At 41.9% G+C, this 16320-nt stretch carries 12 protein-coding genes and 1 pseudogene; 4 read left to right on the top strand and 9 right to left on the bottom strand.

Features of this window, described 5'->3' with window-relative positions; genetic code table 11:
• The 4 genes and pseudogenes from ACK5MF_RS08875 to ACK5MF_RS08890 all read left to right on the top strand — a co-directional run.
• Positions 1-181: pseudogene (locus ACK5MF_RS08875) on the top strand (group II intron reverse transcriptase/maturase); the annotation flags it as partial.
• An 81-nt stretch (positions 182-262) separates the two neighbouring features.
• Entirely contained in the window at positions 263-2959 is a 2697-nt protein-coding gene (locus ACK5MF_RS08880) for an McrB family protein (RefSeq protein ID WP_416921382.1), read from the top strand.
• Positions 2946-4355 carry an McrC family protein gene (locus tag ACK5MF_RS08885; protein ID WP_416921384.1) on the top strand — a complete coding sequence of 470 codons (1410 nt, stop codon included), beginning with the start codon at positions 2946-2948 and terminating at the stop codon, positions 4353-4355. Before ACK5MF_RS08880 ends, ACK5MF_RS08885 begins: the two co-directional genes overlap by 14 nt.
• Before the next feature lie 234 nt (positions 4356-4589).
• Positions 4590-4823, top strand: coding sequence for a YgiT-type zinc finger protein (locus ACK5MF_RS08890; protein ID WP_416921386.1), 234 nt, complete (start codon positions 4590-4592; stop codon positions 4821-4823).
• A 40-nt stretch (positions 4824-4863) separates the two neighbouring features.
• On the opposite strand, the gene ACK5MF_RS08895 is transcribed toward ACK5MF_RS08890, so the two are convergent.
• The 9 genes from ACK5MF_RS08895 to ACK5MF_RS08935 all read right to left on the bottom strand — a co-directional run bounded on the left by ACK5MF_RS08895 (position 4864) and on the right by ACK5MF_RS08935 (position 16149).
• Complete coding sequence (locus ACK5MF_RS08895) at positions 4864-5889, bottom strand: hypothetical protein (protein ID WP_416921388.1); 1026 nt, start codon at positions 5887-5889, stop codon at positions 4864-4866.
• A 53-nt stretch (positions 5890-5942) separates the two neighbouring features.
• Positions 5943-7412, bottom strand: a complete 1470-nt coding sequence (locus tag ACK5MF_RS08900; RefSeq protein ID WP_416921390.1) for a right-handed parallel beta-helix repeat-containing protein — start codon at positions 7410-7412, stop codon at positions 5943-5945.
• 63 nt (positions 7413-7475) lie between these two features.
• Positions 7476-8564: a nucleotidyltransferase family protein gene (locus tag ACK5MF_RS08905; protein WP_416921392.1), complete on the bottom strand. Its 1089-nt coding sequence runs from the start codon at positions 8562-8564 to the stop codon at positions 7476-7478.
• Positions 8558-9451 (bottom strand): HprK-related kinase A, encoded by an 894-nt coding sequence (locus ACK5MF_RS08910; protein WP_416921394.1) that lies wholly within the window; start codon positions 9449-9451, stop codon positions 8558-8560. Before ACK5MF_RS08910 ends, ACK5MF_RS08905 begins: the two co-directional genes overlap by 7 nt.
• Positions 9452-9747: 296 nt before the next feature.
• Positions 9748-10650 (bottom strand): hypothetical protein, encoded by a 903-nt coding sequence (locus tag ACK5MF_RS08915; RefSeq protein WP_416921396.1) that lies wholly within the window; start codon positions 10648-10650, stop codon positions 9748-9750.
• Positions 10651-10726: 76 nt separating this feature from the next.
• Positions 10727-12076, bottom strand: a complete 1350-nt coding sequence (prsR, locus tag ACK5MF_RS08920; protein ID WP_416921398.1) for a PEP-CTERM-box response regulator transcription factor — start codon at positions 12074-12076, stop codon at positions 10727-10729.
• A gap of 42 nt (positions 12077-12118) precedes the next feature.
• The gene (gene prsK / locus ACK5MF_RS08925; protein WP_416921399.1) at positions 12119-14155 is read right to left on the bottom strand and encodes an XrtA/PEP-CTERM system histidine kinase PrsK; all 2037 of its coding nucleotides are present in this window, start codon (positions 14153-14155) and stop codon (positions 12119-12121) included.
• Between the two features lie 318 nt (positions 14156-14473).
• The gene (locus tag ACK5MF_RS08930; RefSeq protein ID WP_416921401.1) at positions 14474-15415 is read right to left on the bottom strand and encodes a hypothetical protein; all 942 of its coding nucleotides are present in this window, start codon (positions 15413-15415) and stop codon (positions 14474-14476) included.
• A gap of 326 nt (positions 15416-15741) precedes the next feature.
• Positions 15742-16149 carry a VanZ family protein gene (locus ACK5MF_RS08935; protein ID WP_416921403.1) on the bottom strand — a complete coding sequence of 136 codons (408 nt, stop codon included), beginning with the start codon at positions 16147-16149 and terminating at the stop codon, positions 15742-15744.
• Positions 16150-16320: the final 171 nt, after the last annotated feature.

The following is a 16320-nucleotide window of genomic DNA, read 5'->3' on the forward strand; positions in this document are numbered from 1 at the left end:
ACAGCTTGGATATAAGCCGCCGTTTAGATTTATCCGAATGAGTAGTTGGAGAAATGCGCAAAGTCCTCTAGCCAGTTATGCGATGCCAAACCAATGGTTCAACGAACTGGGGTTGGTAAATCTTGAGCAAGTAGGAACAGGGTATGTGTTTAGCAATTATGCTGAATGGAAGTATGCATGAGCCGTATACGAGGTCCGTACGTACGGTTCTGTGAGAGGGATGAGGCGGTAACGCCTCACCCTACTCGATTGAGGTTGAAAAATGGAACAGATAGATAACAACATCAATTATTGGCTAGTAGGGGCTTCCTATAGCGGTGGTGATGATCAAACGGAACGTTTTTTGAAAGACGGAGTTTGGCAGAACGGATATGACGACCGCTATCTAGAGCAAGTGAAGCAAGTAAAAGTGGGTGACAAAATCGCGATTAAATCGGCGTATGTCAGAACACGTAATGAATCATTACCTTTTGACAACCGAGGTCATGCTGTATCGACAATGAAAATAAAAGCGGTTGGCACGGTAACAAAAAATCATGGTGATGGACAGTGGTTAGATGTTGATTGGCAGCCAATAGAACAAGAAAAAGAGTGGTATTTTTATACTTCCCGAAACACTATCTGGCAACTGGATAAGCACCATTGGCGTTCAACAAACCTAATAGGCTTTGCCTTTTATAATCAAGAGCAAGATATTATTAAGTTTCGCAATTCTTCAAGTCTTGCGGCTCGTTTTGGTGATCAAGCCGTCATTGATGCAATGCAGTTCCCTTGGACTGGTTTCTACGAACAAGTTGCGACCGCACTTCTAAAGTTCAAGAATGATCGTCAGTCATTACTCAAAGGTATTTTTGATATCGCGGAGCAAACAGGGTTGGCGAACTACTTTAGTGATCAATATGCTAATGGTGAGAAAGGTTTACTCCAAGACATCTGCCCATTTACTGTCATGGGAATGTTTAACCGTGGAATAAGGGACTCAAGCCGGACACTGTTAGCACAAAAGTTAGCGGATTTTCTATCGGTAGATGCAAAGGCTCCTACACAGTTTAATGCTATTCCAACTCTCAATAATATTAATGCTTGGTTTTTCTTATACGAAAGAGATCGTCAGTCCGGTGACATAGATAAGCTGTGGGAAATGTTTGAAGCTGCGATTAACTTTGCCGATCAAGATGATGAAGACAGTTGTAAGGAGTTTGTTCACTGCTTCGAACAAGCATCAATGGTTGCCAATACTAAATGGAACCTAACTATGGGGCTGTTTTGGATTCGTCCTTGGTCGTTCCCGCCGTTGGATACCAACAGTCGAAATGTTCTGCAAGCAAACTACGGTTATTCGTTTAAACGAAGCAATACGCTGTGCTCCGCACAAGAATATTTAAACTGTATTGATTTCCTAAACAAAAAATTTGCAACAGACCCTAAGGTTAATTCGTTTCCCGCGTTTTCCTATTCTGGTTGGGCTTCTGAGCCAGTCAGTGGAGTTAAGGAAACTGAGCGCCCTGTGTATGAGGTTGAAACTATGTCTAACGCTAAAAATATTATTTACTATGGACCACCGGGCACAGGGAAAACCTACCATACAATTGAAGCAGCCGTAAAAGCAGCCGCCCCCGAGTTCCAATGGAATAAACGTGATGATTTAAAAGAAAAATATGATCTTTTAGTGAGTGAAAAACGTATTCGTTTTGTTACTTTTCATCAAAGCTATGGTTATGAAGAATTTGTCGAAGGAATTAGCGCCAAAACGGATAACGGGCAAGTTTCGTACTACGAGAAAGACGGAATTTTTAAGGAAATTTGCCAAGATGCAACAGTAAAAGAGACGGATGACTTAGAGCATTTTGAATTGGCGTTAAAATCATTGATGCAAGAAGCCGATGGTGAAAATATTGAGCTGACAACCTCAAGAGGTAACAGCTTTACATTTACTTACCATGGCAATTCCACATTCCGTATTTTTCCTCACGAATCCAAACATGAAGATTTAGGCAGAGGGTATCCTGCGAGTATTAAGCATATTCGATCTCTGTATACCACAGGCGATGAGTCCGACATTTATAACCGCTCATATGTCAGAGCGATTTTAAATTATCTAAAAGAGAAATATAACGTCAAAGATTATGACGAGACGAAAGCAACCACTAAAGCAAAAAATTACGTTCTTATTATTGATGAAATTAATCGCGGCAATATTTCAAAAATATTTGGTGAATTAATTACCCTTATTGAACCTTCTAAGCGAGCTGGCAGTTCGGAAAAAATAGAAGTTACCTTACCGTATACAGGTCACAAATTTTCTGTGCCAGATAACCTTTACATCATCGGCACAATGAACACCGCGGATCGCTCGTTAGCCTTAATGGATACAGCATTACGTCGCCGTTTTGAATTTATTGAAATGATGCCTGATAGTCGTTTGTTCGAAGGGCAATACAAGATAGATGCGGGAGTTGATAAGTCTATTGATTTATCTTCGTTACTTAAAACGCTGAATGCCCGAATTGAAGCGCTTTATGACCGTGAGCATACGTTAGGTCATGCATTCTTCTTTCCTGCTTACAATGCCGTTAAAGAGGGGAATCATGCTCTCGCATTACAAGAACTACAAAGCGCATTTAAGCGTAAAGTGATTCCTCTGCTACAAGAATATTTCTACGATGATTGGAGCAAAATACGCTTAGTGCTAGGTGATAATCAGAAGCTTGATAAACAAGGTTCAGATGTTGATGAACTGCAATTCATTCACAAAAAGAGCTTTGAATATGACAAGCTGTTTGGTTCAAGTGATGAGTCAGATCACTTCGCTTCAGACGAATATCGTTACGAGCTTGCAGATGATGAACATGGAGTATGGGGAAATGGTTTAGCTTATATCGCTATCTATGATCCAACAGTGGCTAAGGATTATAAAAAACAACCAAACGAAGCGCAGGTTCAAAATGAAGGTGCGTAACGATATTGCGCTGTTTGAGTATTGCTATTTGGTGAGCCAAGAGAGTGATGTGATCCCTAAGCCTTATGAAATTGAGGTTGTTACATCTGCGGCATTTCGTTACTTAAAAGAGATTGCGTTAGGTTCTGGGGATGACAACCGCTTGTTTCGCTTGTGTCGAAAACAGGGTGCGGAAGCATTACAAGTGCAGAACTATGCAGGGGTGATTTTTACCCCTGATGGTACTCAAATCGAAGTGCTGCCGAAGTTGGTTAGGGGCTCATTAAACAGCAATGTTGATTCTGGCAAGTCTATTGAGGACTACCGCAACGAAGCAAGAAAATCTTTGCTTGTTATGTTGCGCGCTCTTAAGGGTTTTTCGCATATCCAAACATCGAGCGCTAACGTTCAGCAGCAAAAAATGCCGCTTCTTGAGGTGTTCATTAGTCAGTTTCTCGACTCATTAGGCGCCCTAGTGAAAAAGGGCATTCGCAGTGATTATGTTCGACAACAAGATAACCTGAGCTTTCTAAAAGGTAAGTTAGATATCGCCAAACACTTGCGTAAGAATGTTGTCACTAAACACAAGTTCTACTGCGAATATGATGAGTTTTTGCAGGATAGACCGGCAAACCGTCTATTGCATTCTGCGCTGTATAAATTGCGTTCTTTTACCCGAAATAGCGCGAACCAAAAGCGTCTGCAAGAGCTGCTGTTTGTGTTTGATGAGATTCCACAAAGCGCAGACTACAAATCCGATTTCGCTCGCCTTCGAATTGATAGGGGTATGCGTTACTACGAAACACCTTTAGCGTGGGCAAAGCTTATTCTTGAAAGTTTTTCACCCCAGACAATGCAAGGCGACAACCATGCTATTTCATTACTATTCCCTATGGAAAAAGTGTTTGAAGACTATGTAGCTATGGTTTTACGTCAACAGCTTCATCGTGACTACCAATTAAAAACCCAAGCTTCGAGTCAATACCTAGTTACCCACAATCAATCACAGTGGTTCAGATTAAAGCCTGATCTTGTGATCAAAAAAGATAAACAAGTGATCAGTGTGTTGGATACCAAGTGGAAGCTGATAGATCCAAGCAAAGCCAATGGCAGTGACAAATATGGATTATCACAGAGCGATTTTTACCAGATGTTTGCTTATGGGAATAATTACTTTGATGATGAAGCCCAATGTGACCGAGAAATGTTCCTGATTTATCCAGCACATGATGGATTTGCAAAGCCGATTGAGCAATCCTTTGATTTCAGGCTGAACAATGGACGCAGTTTGAAGCTGTGGGTAGTTCCGTTTGTTATAGAAACCCAAAAGAGTGCGAACAGCCGTGTTGTTTGGTCTACTGAGTTTACTGGTAAAGAGTGGCTTTGTTATAAATACGTCTATACTCTTCCTACTTGAAGCCGCAGTGGTGTTGACTGCGTTCGCTCACCCCAATCACATAGTTTATCTATGTTCATGGGGATTCACTCACTTGTCGCCTACCTGCAACTCCAAGTAGTTTGAGTATAGCTAAGTACATTATTCTTGATAGCAACTTCCAACTATCATCTGTTAACATTAGTTTCGGCATTTGGGAGCATCGTTATTGTGATTTTTGACATAGACTCGATAAAACAGCATATGTGTAAAATAGTGAAATCATCTTCTTCTGTAGATATTTACAAAGAAGAAGGGGAGGAATGGCAGCTTGTTTTAATGCGTTGCGCTACTAATGAAGACCTCGAAAATAATCATTATTTTGAATATGAGGGAGAGATAATGGAGCAAGTGGATATTCCTATTGCTTTTTGTCCGTATTGTGGTGAAAAGCTGATGGATACGATACCTGAAGTAAGTTTCCAGCATCATGATTTTACTAAGTGGTAGCTATGCATTGAAATAGCGTAATTATACCCCAGAAAAACGCTCATTGAGCGTGGTGATTTTGATGAAGCATAAATAAGTTAGGTAAAGATGAAATATCAGGTAATGCCGAATCCTTTAGCATTGCGTCGTGACGGTTTTTATAAATATAGTTACCTGAGGACCAGAGCTTTTTGTCGCTAAATTCACCGACAAATATATTATTATCAATAAGGGTGATCACTTGGTTACTCATGTTTTTTGGGGTTGCCAGAAACTGGTTACCGTTGGAGCGTTCTAGGACAATCAAGTTATTGACGATAGTAATTTTATTACTGACATTTTCATCTAAATACTCTAATCCATAGCCAATGGCTTGTCGGTTAACTGTATGGTTATTTTGATAGAGAATACTGTTGGAAATGTGGAGCTCTCCGGCGTTAGAGATATCGAACAACCGGCTGTCATTTCCCTGACCACTTGAAATGACGGAGTGTTGGACAATGGTGGTTTTTGATCTTGATTTTATGGCGTGTCCTTCACCGACCATGGACTCAAATACGGAATTTTCTATCAATAACTCTGATCCGTTAGCATAGATACCGTGTGCTCTGCCTTTGTATCCTAAGCGTTCAAAGCGACTGTATTTTATTGTCAAACGTCCATCGTTTTTCGCTTCTAGTATGCCTTCCTGACTATCGTGGAAATACACATTGCTCAATGTCAGATTTTTGCCCTCGTGCCTGATACATGAGCCATTTTCTGATGAGACAGTCACGCCGCTACATTCGATATTTTCTATAGTGATATCGTTGCCTGAAGTGATGAACGTTGCTTTGCCACCGATAGACGCTTTTGAAAATTTGGTTCCCTCGCTGCCCGACAGGGTTACATGGTTTTTACTAATGACGAGTCCCGTCGTAAATTCTCCTGGCCCTAAGTAAATAATACTATTGTCGACAATGTGCTTCTGCGCTGTTTTTAAATCGGGGTAGGAGATACCATCAACGACAATTTCTAAGTTACGTAAAGCTTCAGCGAGCGATGCGGAACTCCACATTAAAGTGAATACAAACAGTAATTTTTTCATTTCCTGCTCCTCGGCCAATCAGTCAGCCAACTCTCGTTTATCGTCGTTAAGTGTTAATTAGCGAGAAAACAACCTTTTTTGTCACTGAAAGCGCCAATAAAAGATTCATTGGCAGTGACTGTCTGGCCACAGAAATCAGTGACAGTCTGGTTGACCGGTACTAAAGGGTAATTGAGCGCGTCTTTTTGGAGATCAATGTTATTGTCTTTAAAGGCGAAGTTGCCGATTTCCGGAGATGAAAACAGATCATTGAGTAAATCATCATTGTGAACAAAGCCTTTGCTGTAGATAAGATTACCCGCCTCTTTTAGTATTTTCCCGTTGTCTCTAGTGCGTAGTTTGCCACTGAAAATGTTATTAATGACAAGCGCAGAGCTTTCGGCAAATCGGATATCGATGCCGGAGGTGTTGTAGATCGTATTGTTGTTTATCAGGCTATTTTCGCCTTTGTTAATATAGATACCGACATCGTTGCAATGAGAAATAATATTGTTGCGTATCACGGTATTCGTCGCCTCGTAAGGTGCGTTGTTGCGATGGTCATTCATACCTCCACCACCGATAGAGAGACCAACCTGAGAGCCAGAATATCGGGTTTTTGATGTATTGCAGATGATCAGATTGTTTTCGAAAATGCCATTACTGGCACCTCCTTTCATAAACGCGCCATAACTGACTTTATTGCCGCTGGTTTTAATAAAATCACGGATAATATTTTTACTTATTACCCAGTGGCTTGCTTGATCGATATTAATCGGTGTTACCGACAAGTGAGTGTTTCGCGGTTTTGTTGCATAAAAATAGTTATTAATCACGATTCCATTATCGGGGTATTGTCCGCCTGAGCTGTTGATTTTCAGTGCGGCATTAAAATCAATAAACTCATTATGGGAAATGGTAGTGTGTTGCGCATTACTGACGATGTGAATCGCGTGATCACAGTTGGAACTGGCACATTTAAAACGAAAACCTGTAATTGTCCAATAAGGTTGATGAAGAAAAATTCCCTCGATAGAAGACAGGTTTAAATGGGCTTTTCCAGGGTTTTCCGCTTTTAGAATGATGGGGTTATTTTGGTCAGCTTCACTTGCGCTGGTATTGAATCGTTTCCCGCTGAGCTCATATTCTCCGTCTGCAACTACAATGGTATTTCCCGGTTGAGCCTGTTTTAGTGCATTGATCAGAGTCTGGCTGTCAGAGACGTGTACAATTGATGGTTGCGTAACACTGTTGACGGCATATTGAGCTGAAAAGTCAGGACCGACCATAGGCCACTGCTCACGCTTAAATGGTTTCCATTGATAAGAAGATCGGTCGAGGAACTGGGCTATATTTGACAGTGACGGGCCTATTGTTTGCAAAACAGGGATATCACTGATTCTATAAGCCATGGTATTTAGTGCACTAGGCAGTGAACCAAGACTATAGATTAAAAGGGAAAAACGATAGCCTTCATACACTATCGCCAGGTTCAACAGTAACCCCATTAAGATCAGGTAATAACGCAGCCATCTGTAAAGCATGTATTTATCCTTTTCGCTGTTCCACACAATGCCACAAGTCATTTCGACGATTCGTCGTGTTGGTTAAGTGCAGGCGCCTGCACTTTTTTCTTTAACGATTAAACTGAGTAGTGATTTTCGCATTAAATGAGGGACTAACAGCCTGAGTGGCATTCTCTTCAAGTGTCCACGTAGATACAGAGTCCAGACCGCGATCTGATGCCCGATGAGCCGGTTTTCTGGAAAGGCATAAATAAATATGCGTATAAAAGCAAAATCCGCGAGCATCGTTTTAAATTTACTAGGTTGATATTGTTGATAAAATTTTTGTACTTGCTCAGGAACAGGCAATTGAAAAACGAGCTGACAATAACGGAGCGCATAAAATACCGAACGTCCATTGCCGATTCGGTTTTGTAAGCTCATTAATTGATCCCAGAAGTCAGGCTGAGTTGAAAATTTTGTCATTAACAACAACAGATCGTACAGATCGCGCGTTCCTTTACTGAAATCACTTTCGTAAAAAAGATGTATCGCACTATGAATGACCATAGCGGCTGGATTCAGCATTTTTCCAGTCCCATCTTCATTCGCTATTTTTACTGTCTGCGAGAGTAACAAAGTGGCACTGGGAGATTCTTTTATTGTTTTTGGCAGAATATTAAAGTGTAAATCTAGTGTTGTTTGGCGATTCAGGTGCCGCATAGGGGGGATCTCTTGCGACCACTGACGATAAAATTTCTGATCATAATCGTTGAGGTGAGTGGGGAGCCATCCTTGCTTTCTCAATGCATTTTCTACTTCTGGTAAGGAATGCTCTCTGACCAGAATATCGATGTCATTCATCAGCCGGCCTTGAAACTCGGGGAAATTAGCCAGATGATAGGCGACACCTTTGAGATAAATCCATTCTATATTCAGCGAGCAGAACGTTTGTTGAAAATGCCTGTTTTCATGCCCTAGTCGAGTTTGTTGGTGGTTAAATACCCGATGTGCCGCAGTAATGTGTTGCTTGACTTCAGGGGGGAGTACTTGCCATTGTCCGCTTTGTTCAAAAAGTGGTTTTAATTGAGCGAGCATATTGAAATATCTCGCTTCAGCAATCAGTTTAGACTGCTCTGTTGCAGACAATGAAGAAATGCTTTGCGGATTAGAGAGGACTTTAGTTAGCATGCGTTCTGTTGTCCTTTTTTGCTCAACAAGTCAAGAATCACCGCTTCGCAAGCTTCAAAACTGTTGTACTCTATGTAACTAACAGGGGTGTTGGTCACTAACTCTCTGGCACAGGCGAATCCCAACTTATTAAGAAGGCTGAAATTAAAACTGTTTCTTATAATCTCAGTCAGCGCCAGAGCGGGCTCAACCGATTCGCAATAACACTCTTCCGCTGGGTTATATTGAACAAAAACAATATGCGCCGGTTTCACTGAATCATCAGAGTTTAATACGCTGCCAGACGCTGGTTTTAACAGGCTGATAGTACCTTTATGGGTGTCTTTTGCGACTGCACTAAATTGCTCGCGATGGTAATAGTCACTCAGTAAATGGATGGATTGGTTTTTTAAATTTATTGGTCGACCCAGTCCATATAATTCCATGCTATCGGGATCAATTAAGGCCAGTTCGTCAGAGAGCAGTTTCCACCCCTGAGAAGCCAGATAAGCACATAACGTACTTTTCCCAGAGCCTGATGGCGCGGAAATGATGATCCCCTGGCCGTCTTTGGCAACCGTTGCTGCGTGTAACATGAAAAACTGATGTGCCTGACTGGCGATTACCCAGTTCATTCCCCATTCTAAAAATGCATGGGCCTGATCAAGCGGTAAGGGTTTGAAGGGCGAATGTTGATTAAATTTAAATATTGCCTGCGGTTTGTATAAGCGGCGGTACCAACTGCCATGGTTCACTTCAATATAGAAATCAACGAAATGGTCTTCTTGCGTATTGAGCTGGCAAGCATCATAGTGGTGTTCGAGATAGCGATGGAGTGCCGGAATATCCGAGCGAACGGAGAAAATAAAGGGGCCAACGGTGATGTGGTACTCCTTGCTAGTTTTCATTCCTTATACTCTATCCTTGAATTTCTATTACATGCAGATTAACGAGCTGCTGCACAATATCAGATACACAGGCAGGATATGATTTGACCAACTGGCAATAGGATGCTTGTGGCTCCATTTCAAGCTGAATCAGATAATGAATAACCGATGGTTCACAAAGCAAGGTTTCACCGTTAACCGGACTGTAAATGACCCCTTTCTCTCTGCTAAGAAACGTACAGTCCTTAACCGAGAAAGAAGGGTGTAATGAGATGTTAGGCTTTTGTTGTGTCAAAGGATGTTTTGTCCCGTTTCATTTATGAATAACACATGTCGTCATCATGCCAGGTATGGCGCAAGTTATCGCGTAAGATCGAACAGGGAGAATGTATCGATGAGTGTTTTCTGCCATATTGTGCGACCTCATCGGCTAATTGTGCGATAGCCGTTCTAAAACCATTCTGAATATCTCTTTGAGTGTAATCATAAGCAATGACGTCCGGCGCCAATATGCCATTGAGAAAACCACAGGTTAGGTTTTTATGCAGATCAAAATCAGAGATAGCAATGTCAAAGGTTTTACTATCGCTGCTGCTCATAATGTTGTAACCCATGGCATTTGGACCGGAGTTTTTAAGCTGTGACTCATTTCCAGAATCTGCATGCTGCACTCTGAGTACCGTTTGGCAGTTACTCAATTTTAACGCTTCACTAATCGTTATATTGTCGCTGTGAGTTGTTAATATCTTATATCTCCAGTTTTTCTTTGTGCTGCAAGAAGTCCAATTGGCAAGGTCATTACAGAATAAGTCCTGAAATGATGTAGAGGCGTGAACGCCTAAAACAGACAGTGCTTCTAAGAAAGATGAGCGACTGTTAAATCCGCCATTCTTTAACTGCTCCCAAAAACTGCCGTATTCTTTATGTAAGCCTTGCAAGATGTCTAACCAAGCTGATGGGTTTTTAGGAAGACAGCCAAATCCGGTATTGGTGGATACATTTCCGGAAACTCTACTGGTTATGCTAGGGTTGGTTGTATTTGTACAACCCCACGCTGCCGGGCTTTTAACCGACAGTAGTAAAGGAGAAACCCCAATACCTGACTGGATAAATCGCCGTCTGGAAAATCGAGATGGCTGTGGACGTTCGTCGTGCTGCTTAGTCAGCAGTATTTGCGCTTTGTCATCCATTTTTTCAGATTGAGATTGTCTGCTATCCATGAGGTTGTCCTCGTCTGTTTTTGTATTCCATTGCTATGCTTTTAACGCGGCACTAGCCTTTACGTACAGCTATCCATTACGAACTGCTTTTTAAGGCAAATTTGTCCATGAGCGCATACAGCGTTGGTCTGGTAATGCCCAGTAAGTTTGCTGTATTTGACATGTTTCCACCTGAGATAGAAAGCGCCTGACTAATGGCCCATTTTTCGGCGTCTTCTTTAACCTTTTTAAGGTTCAAATCTAGAGTGGCTCCGTTATCATCTAAATTTAAAGCAAGATCCTCTGCGCTAATCTGTTTGCCATCCGACATGATGATCGCTGCTTTCACTTTATTTTGCAGCTCTCGAACATTACCTGGCCAAGGGTATTGCAACAGCGCTTTTATCGCTTCATCACTAAAGCCATTTATTGCTTTACCAATAAGCTGACATTGGTTGTGTAAAATTGTCCGTGCAATCAGAATAATATCGCCATCCCGTTCTCGTAGCGGCGGTATTGCAATCGTGATCTCACTTATACGATAGAATAAATCCTCCCTGAATGTTTTATCACTAACCATAAAGTTTAGATTTTGGTGAGTCGCACAAATGATACGGATGTTGATGGGGATCTCTTCTCTTCCCCCAACGCGAGTAATCACTTTTTCTTGCAGAAAGCGCAGTATTTTGGCCTGAAGAGATAAAGACATGTCACCGATTTCATCAAGAAACAATGTCCCGCCTTCGGCACTCTCAACTTTGCCTTTGGTGGTTTTCTGTGCGCCGGTATAAGCGCCTTTTTCATAACCGAAAAGTTCGCTTTCTAACAAGTTTTCTGGAATAGACGCACAGTTGATGGCGACGAATGGTTTGCTGCTACGTTCACTCAGGTTATGAATTGAATGAGCAATGACTTCTTTACCTGTCCCGCTTTCCCCTAATAACAAGGCACAGAGATCGGTTGGTGCAATACGCTCTACCAATCGGCAAACCTGTTGGATTTTGGGGCTGTTGCCAATAAAGCCATTACCATCTAAAGAGAATCGTTTGAGTTGCTCATTTTCCAGCTCCAAATTGGCAACAATAAAAGCTCGGTGGACAATAACACTCAGGATTTCGTCATCGATGGGTTTATGGTAAAAATCATGAGCCCCCATTTCTATCGCTTTTAGTGCAATGCCATTATCATCGTTGCCGGTGATCACGATAATTTTGGCTTTTGGCATTAAAGTCAGAATCTCTTTTAATGTGGCAAGACCTTCGCTGGCATTGTCAGAATCTGGCGGTAAACCGAGATCTAATGTAATGACCTTGGGCTCATAGCGCCGTAATGCATTGATAGCTGAACTCCGATCCAGTGCCTGAATCACATTATAATCAGCGAATGTCCATTTCAGTTGCTTTTGAATACCAATGTCATCTTCTATGACTAGTAGCGTCTCTTTCACACTGTCGCCTTATCTTGTTTTGAGTCGTTTGGGTATAACGTCTTATCCCGAAATGGGAATTCGTATGGTAAAACATGAGCCTTTACCGGGTTCAGACTGGACATCAATATAGCCCTTTAATTGTTCTATTAGCTTTTTCGCATCGTAAGCGCCGATCCCCATCCCTGAATTACCTTTGGTGGTATCAAAAGGTTTAAACAGTCTGTTTTCGATAAAATCCGTACTCATACCTGCGCCGTTGTCGGTAACCCGAATGGTGTAATAGCCTTCTTCTTTGTCGGATTCTACTAGTACAGAGCCCTCGCCATTTGTTGCTTCCTGGGCATTTTGTATGATGTGCGAGAGAATGTTAGTAAAACGTTCTTTATCGGCATTGATGAAGATCGGTTGCTGATAATGTGAGATATAGTCCGGGGTTGGCTGACTTATCTTCCTGCTGTTACAAACAGACTGGATAACCGTATTGAGTGAAAAAGTTTCGTTGATATTGTCTTGCTGATGCTTCTTCCTAAGATGATCCACGACTTTGCTTAAGCGTAAAACTGCCGAGTCTATCGTTTCAAAAGCGTCGTCTATGAACTCTGGATTATCTCTATGCTGTTGACCGTTTTTGGCTAATAGCTGCAATTGTGCCAGTACATTTTTCAGGTCATGAGCAAGAAAAGCGGACATTCGGTTAAAAGTATCAAACTGCTGATTTTCTGAAAGTACTTTATTGCTTTGATGAAGGTTTAAATACACCGATAACTGAGTACTTATTGCTGACATAAGATCGCGGTCTTCCCAGTTTAATGAATGTGTTGAATGTGGATTGGAGATCAGGCATGCGCATTGAAAACCACTGTCGCTGGTCACTGGGACGATAAAACTGAAACTGGTTATCGTTTTAATTTGTGCTGAGTCGACAACGAATGGTGTTTTGTCACTTCCATTGATTAATTCATCAAGATCGATAATCCAGCGGTGTTGAATCGCGGCTTCCACCAGAGCTCTCAGTATTGGTTTCGGATCAGGGTAATGTTCATTCATATTATAGTAGGCATAGGCTTTAACTTTGTCGGCTTCCAATGCGACCAACATGCCCCTTTCACAGTCAAAAGGTTGAAGTATGGCATTAAGCGCTACCTGATAAGGTGAATCCGCTTTATTTTCGAGCACGGAGGCAAAGCGCATCCACTCTTCTCGGTATTCATATTTATTGGCATAGAAATGTTTGGTAATAAAAACTTTAAGCTGGCGGCGAAGATGTTCCGAAATAAACAGGCTGGCAAACAGTAAGCCACCAAGTGCGAAAAATAGGTTTTGTACCATGCTGCCCCAATCTCCGCCAACATAGCGGATATAGTAGCCAGCACCAGCCATCAGAAGTAGATATGAGCCTGCAACGATAAGCAGACTGCTGTGGTAAACAATGTCGCGGGATACGTAGACACGAGTCGCCCAACGGGTTACTCGACGTGATGAAATTAAGATCAGTGGTAAGGTTAATATCATTACCCAGCCGCGGCCGAACCAGAATTCAGGGTCGAGAGTACCGGTCAGTATCCCGTTCGCATACAGAGTAAAATCGTAGGCATGCATCAGCCCCAACCCAAGGCATAGCGGCTTTATCGTCCAGCGGTCGTGTTTCTCTGTTTGACGGTATAGCTGTTCAACCAACCATAAACCGAAAGCGGACTCTAGCACATGCAGCATGATGATACGGTTGGGAGCGAGCCAGAGAAAAAGGAGGTTGCTTAACTCCGCGCTAGAAACCAGCAACATTGTCAGAACAGTCCAACGCGTGTATTTGCTGTTCCGAATAAGGGTTTTAATTGACTGATGATCTGTCAATGTGCTGAATAATAATAAAAACCAAAACAGATTTCTGATGGATTCAAGGATGAGTAGCCAGGGTTGAGGGAAGGCATAATAGATAACGATGGCGGCGAAACTGGACCAAAATCCGCTTACTATGGTAGCAAGCATGAGCAATGTTCTCTGCAGCCGCTGAGTATGTGTGGTTAGCAATAATAAAAATAGAGAGAAAAACCCAACAGCGGTCAGTACATAACCGGAAAGGCCAAACCACAAATTCAATTTATTGCCCTTAAACCTTTATGTTTATCTATTCTAATAACATACACGAGTCGTGTTCAGTTTTTTATCATACTCAAGTGTGAAAAATGAAAGAGCACACTGCTTCTTATGTTTAAAAAACAGTGTGCTTGAATGATGAAATCTATACAGCTTTAATTATACCAAACACATTAATTCCCTGATCAAGTAGACATTGAGTACCGATAAGCAAACCCTCCGAGCCATGGATGGCTCGGCGGAGCCCCATGGAAGGGTTTATGCGTGTTTGCGTTCGGTGCTCATTGTCTAATGCTGAACAGATTAATAGTGAAATTTGTATTAGCTATTTTTCTGACGTCTGCGGCGAGATTGAAAACCAGCTAAACCTAAGAAAGCCAGCCCCATCATACTCAACATCCCTGATTCAGGCACAACGGCTAAGTCTAAACCACCGTAACTCACAGTGATGGTTTTGCCGTCTTGAGAGATATCTGAGCCAATATAGTCTGTTGCGTTTTCACCACCCAATATCGCGTTGGCAACGTCATTAAGTTCATCAGCATATTCATTATCTTCGCCAATAGACGAAGCGAGACTTGAGGTAGTTGCGACTTCACCGTAAATATTAAAGTCGTACTTGCCATAATATTCTGATGTCGGGTCATACAGGATGTCCCATATATCTACCCACTGACCGTCCAATTCAACGTAAAAGTAGTCTTGCATGATGCCAGTAATTTGATATTGAAGGTCAAGTTGCCCAATACCGACGATTTCGCCAGATGAATTCGTTGTTACTGTCGAAGAGCCATAAACTAAAGTGAGTTGTAACAGTTCGGTAACACTACTGTCCGTTTCCGTTTTATACCAAGTTTGGGTTGACCCTGCATCGAATGCGACCTCATAGACGGTGTTACCGGATGAGGAGAAGGTAGCGCCTTCTCCGATTGTGCCACTCATATTCACATTAGCACCGTACACCTTCGAGAGGGAACCATCGGTGTCGCCGTTGCTGGAAGGGAATAAATAGCCATAGTTGGTAAATGAATCACCGGTACCTAAACCATCACTGCCAACATCATCGGTTAAAGCAAGTACTGCGTATGAGGTGTAATTAAACACATCAAAGTCAACAATTCCTGCAGTGGTGTCTCCATCCCCATCGGTATCATATGCCCAGTTTAACGATGCCAGATTTAGCGAACCTGCATAAGCCGTTCCTGTCACCAGCAAGGTTAAACCGAGTATTACCGCCTTAACTGTATTGCATAATATGTTCATCCTTTTGTCCTTTTGAATGTGAGATTTCATCATCGGACTAATACTAAGCAAAGGTCATGCCGTGAAATATTTTTATTTTATTTCAATTGGTTACATATAATTTCTCTGGTGATTTACAGTGTTTTTGTAAAACTGTAAAAAAAGCTGTCATTCTGTTGGAAAGTGTTTTCTTTGCGCATGCGGATAATGCACAAGTTCAGTGATATTGATGGATTAACTAACTGAAAATATGGATTAATTTTATTGGTTTTCACTAGCGAAAGGTGAGTCAGCGGGTGTAAAAAAATATGACACTAGAGAAAGGACCGATGAATTCAATAGTGAAATCATTGGTTGTTCTCGAAACAAAGAGAAATTATTGCCGTAAAACGGCTTTGTGGTAAGACGTTTAGCCCGTGTATCAGCAAGATACCCAATAACACGCCCACAGCATCTGCGATAACATCTGCCAGAGAAGGTTCCCTTAACGGTACCCATGATTGTAGTAGTTCGAGTATCAACCCGAAAAGCAGTACGGCGCTAGCGATTGTTATCCGACGTTTTATGCCAAATGACATCATTGCAATCACAATAAATAAGGCGTAAGCACCGGCATGAGCCATTTTATCTAGGTTTGGTATACCGTAACTGTCGAGATCGGGTATCGTTGCATTCGGCGATGAATCATTGGCGAGTGAGACATAGGTAATAAGTAGGGTGTATAGCGCAAGTAGGGTGTATTTTAGCAATCTCATTACTTTTCTCATCAATTTGGAATGGTGGAAATCATGTGGTACAAGTATTTGATAGGCACTGCGTAAGTAATTGCAGTAAGGTCTGTCAGCATGGATTCTTTGGTCGACTTGACCAGTACTTTATTGATTAAGGCAATGACTTCCCCGGTTTCTGGATCAAATACAGGGCTG

Origin of the sequence: Vibrio sp. (assembly GCF_047973365.1) — a bacterium.
Classification (GTDB): domain Bacteria; phylum Pseudomonadota; class Gammaproteobacteria; order Enterobacterales; family Vibrionaceae; genus Vibrio.

Bases quoted from the DNA above. Each gene is read 5' to 3' on its own strand.
- ACK5MF_RS08905 (WP_416921392.1), bottom strand. From the start codon at position 8,564: ATGCTAACTAAAGTCCTCTCTAATCCGCAAAGCATTTCTTCATTGTCT.
- ACK5MF_RS08935 (WP_416921403.1), bottom strand. From the start codon at position 16,149: ATGAGATTGCTAAAATACACCCTACTTGCGCTATACACCCTACTTATT.
- ACK5MF_RS08885 (WP_416921384.1), top strand. From the start codon at position 2,946: ATGAAGGTGCGTAACGATATTGCGCTGTTTGAGTATTGCTATTTGGTG.
- ACK5MF_RS08880 (WP_416921382.1), top strand. From the start codon at position 263: ATGGAACAGATAGATAACAACATCAATTATTGGCTAGTAGGGGCTTCC.
- ACK5MF_RS08915 (WP_416921396.1), bottom strand. From the start codon at position 10,650: ATGGATAGCAGACAATCTCAATCTGAAAAAATGGATGACAAAGCGCAA.
- ACK5MF_RS08895 (WP_416921388.1), bottom strand. From the start codon at position 5,889: ATGAAAAAATTACTGTTTGTATTCACTTTAATGTGGAGTTCCGCATCG.
- ACK5MF_RS08900 (WP_416921390.1), bottom strand. From the start codon at position 7,412: ATGCTTTACAGATGGCTGCGTTATTACCTGATCTTAATGGGGTTACTG.
- ACK5MF_RS08930 (WP_416921401.1), bottom strand. From the start codon at position 15,415: ATGAACATATTATGCAATACAGTTAAGGCGGTAATACTCGGTTTAACC.
- ACK5MF_RS08910 (WP_416921394.1), bottom strand. From the start codon at position 9,451: ATGAAAACTAGCAAGGAGTACCACATCACCGTTGGCCCCTTTATTTTC.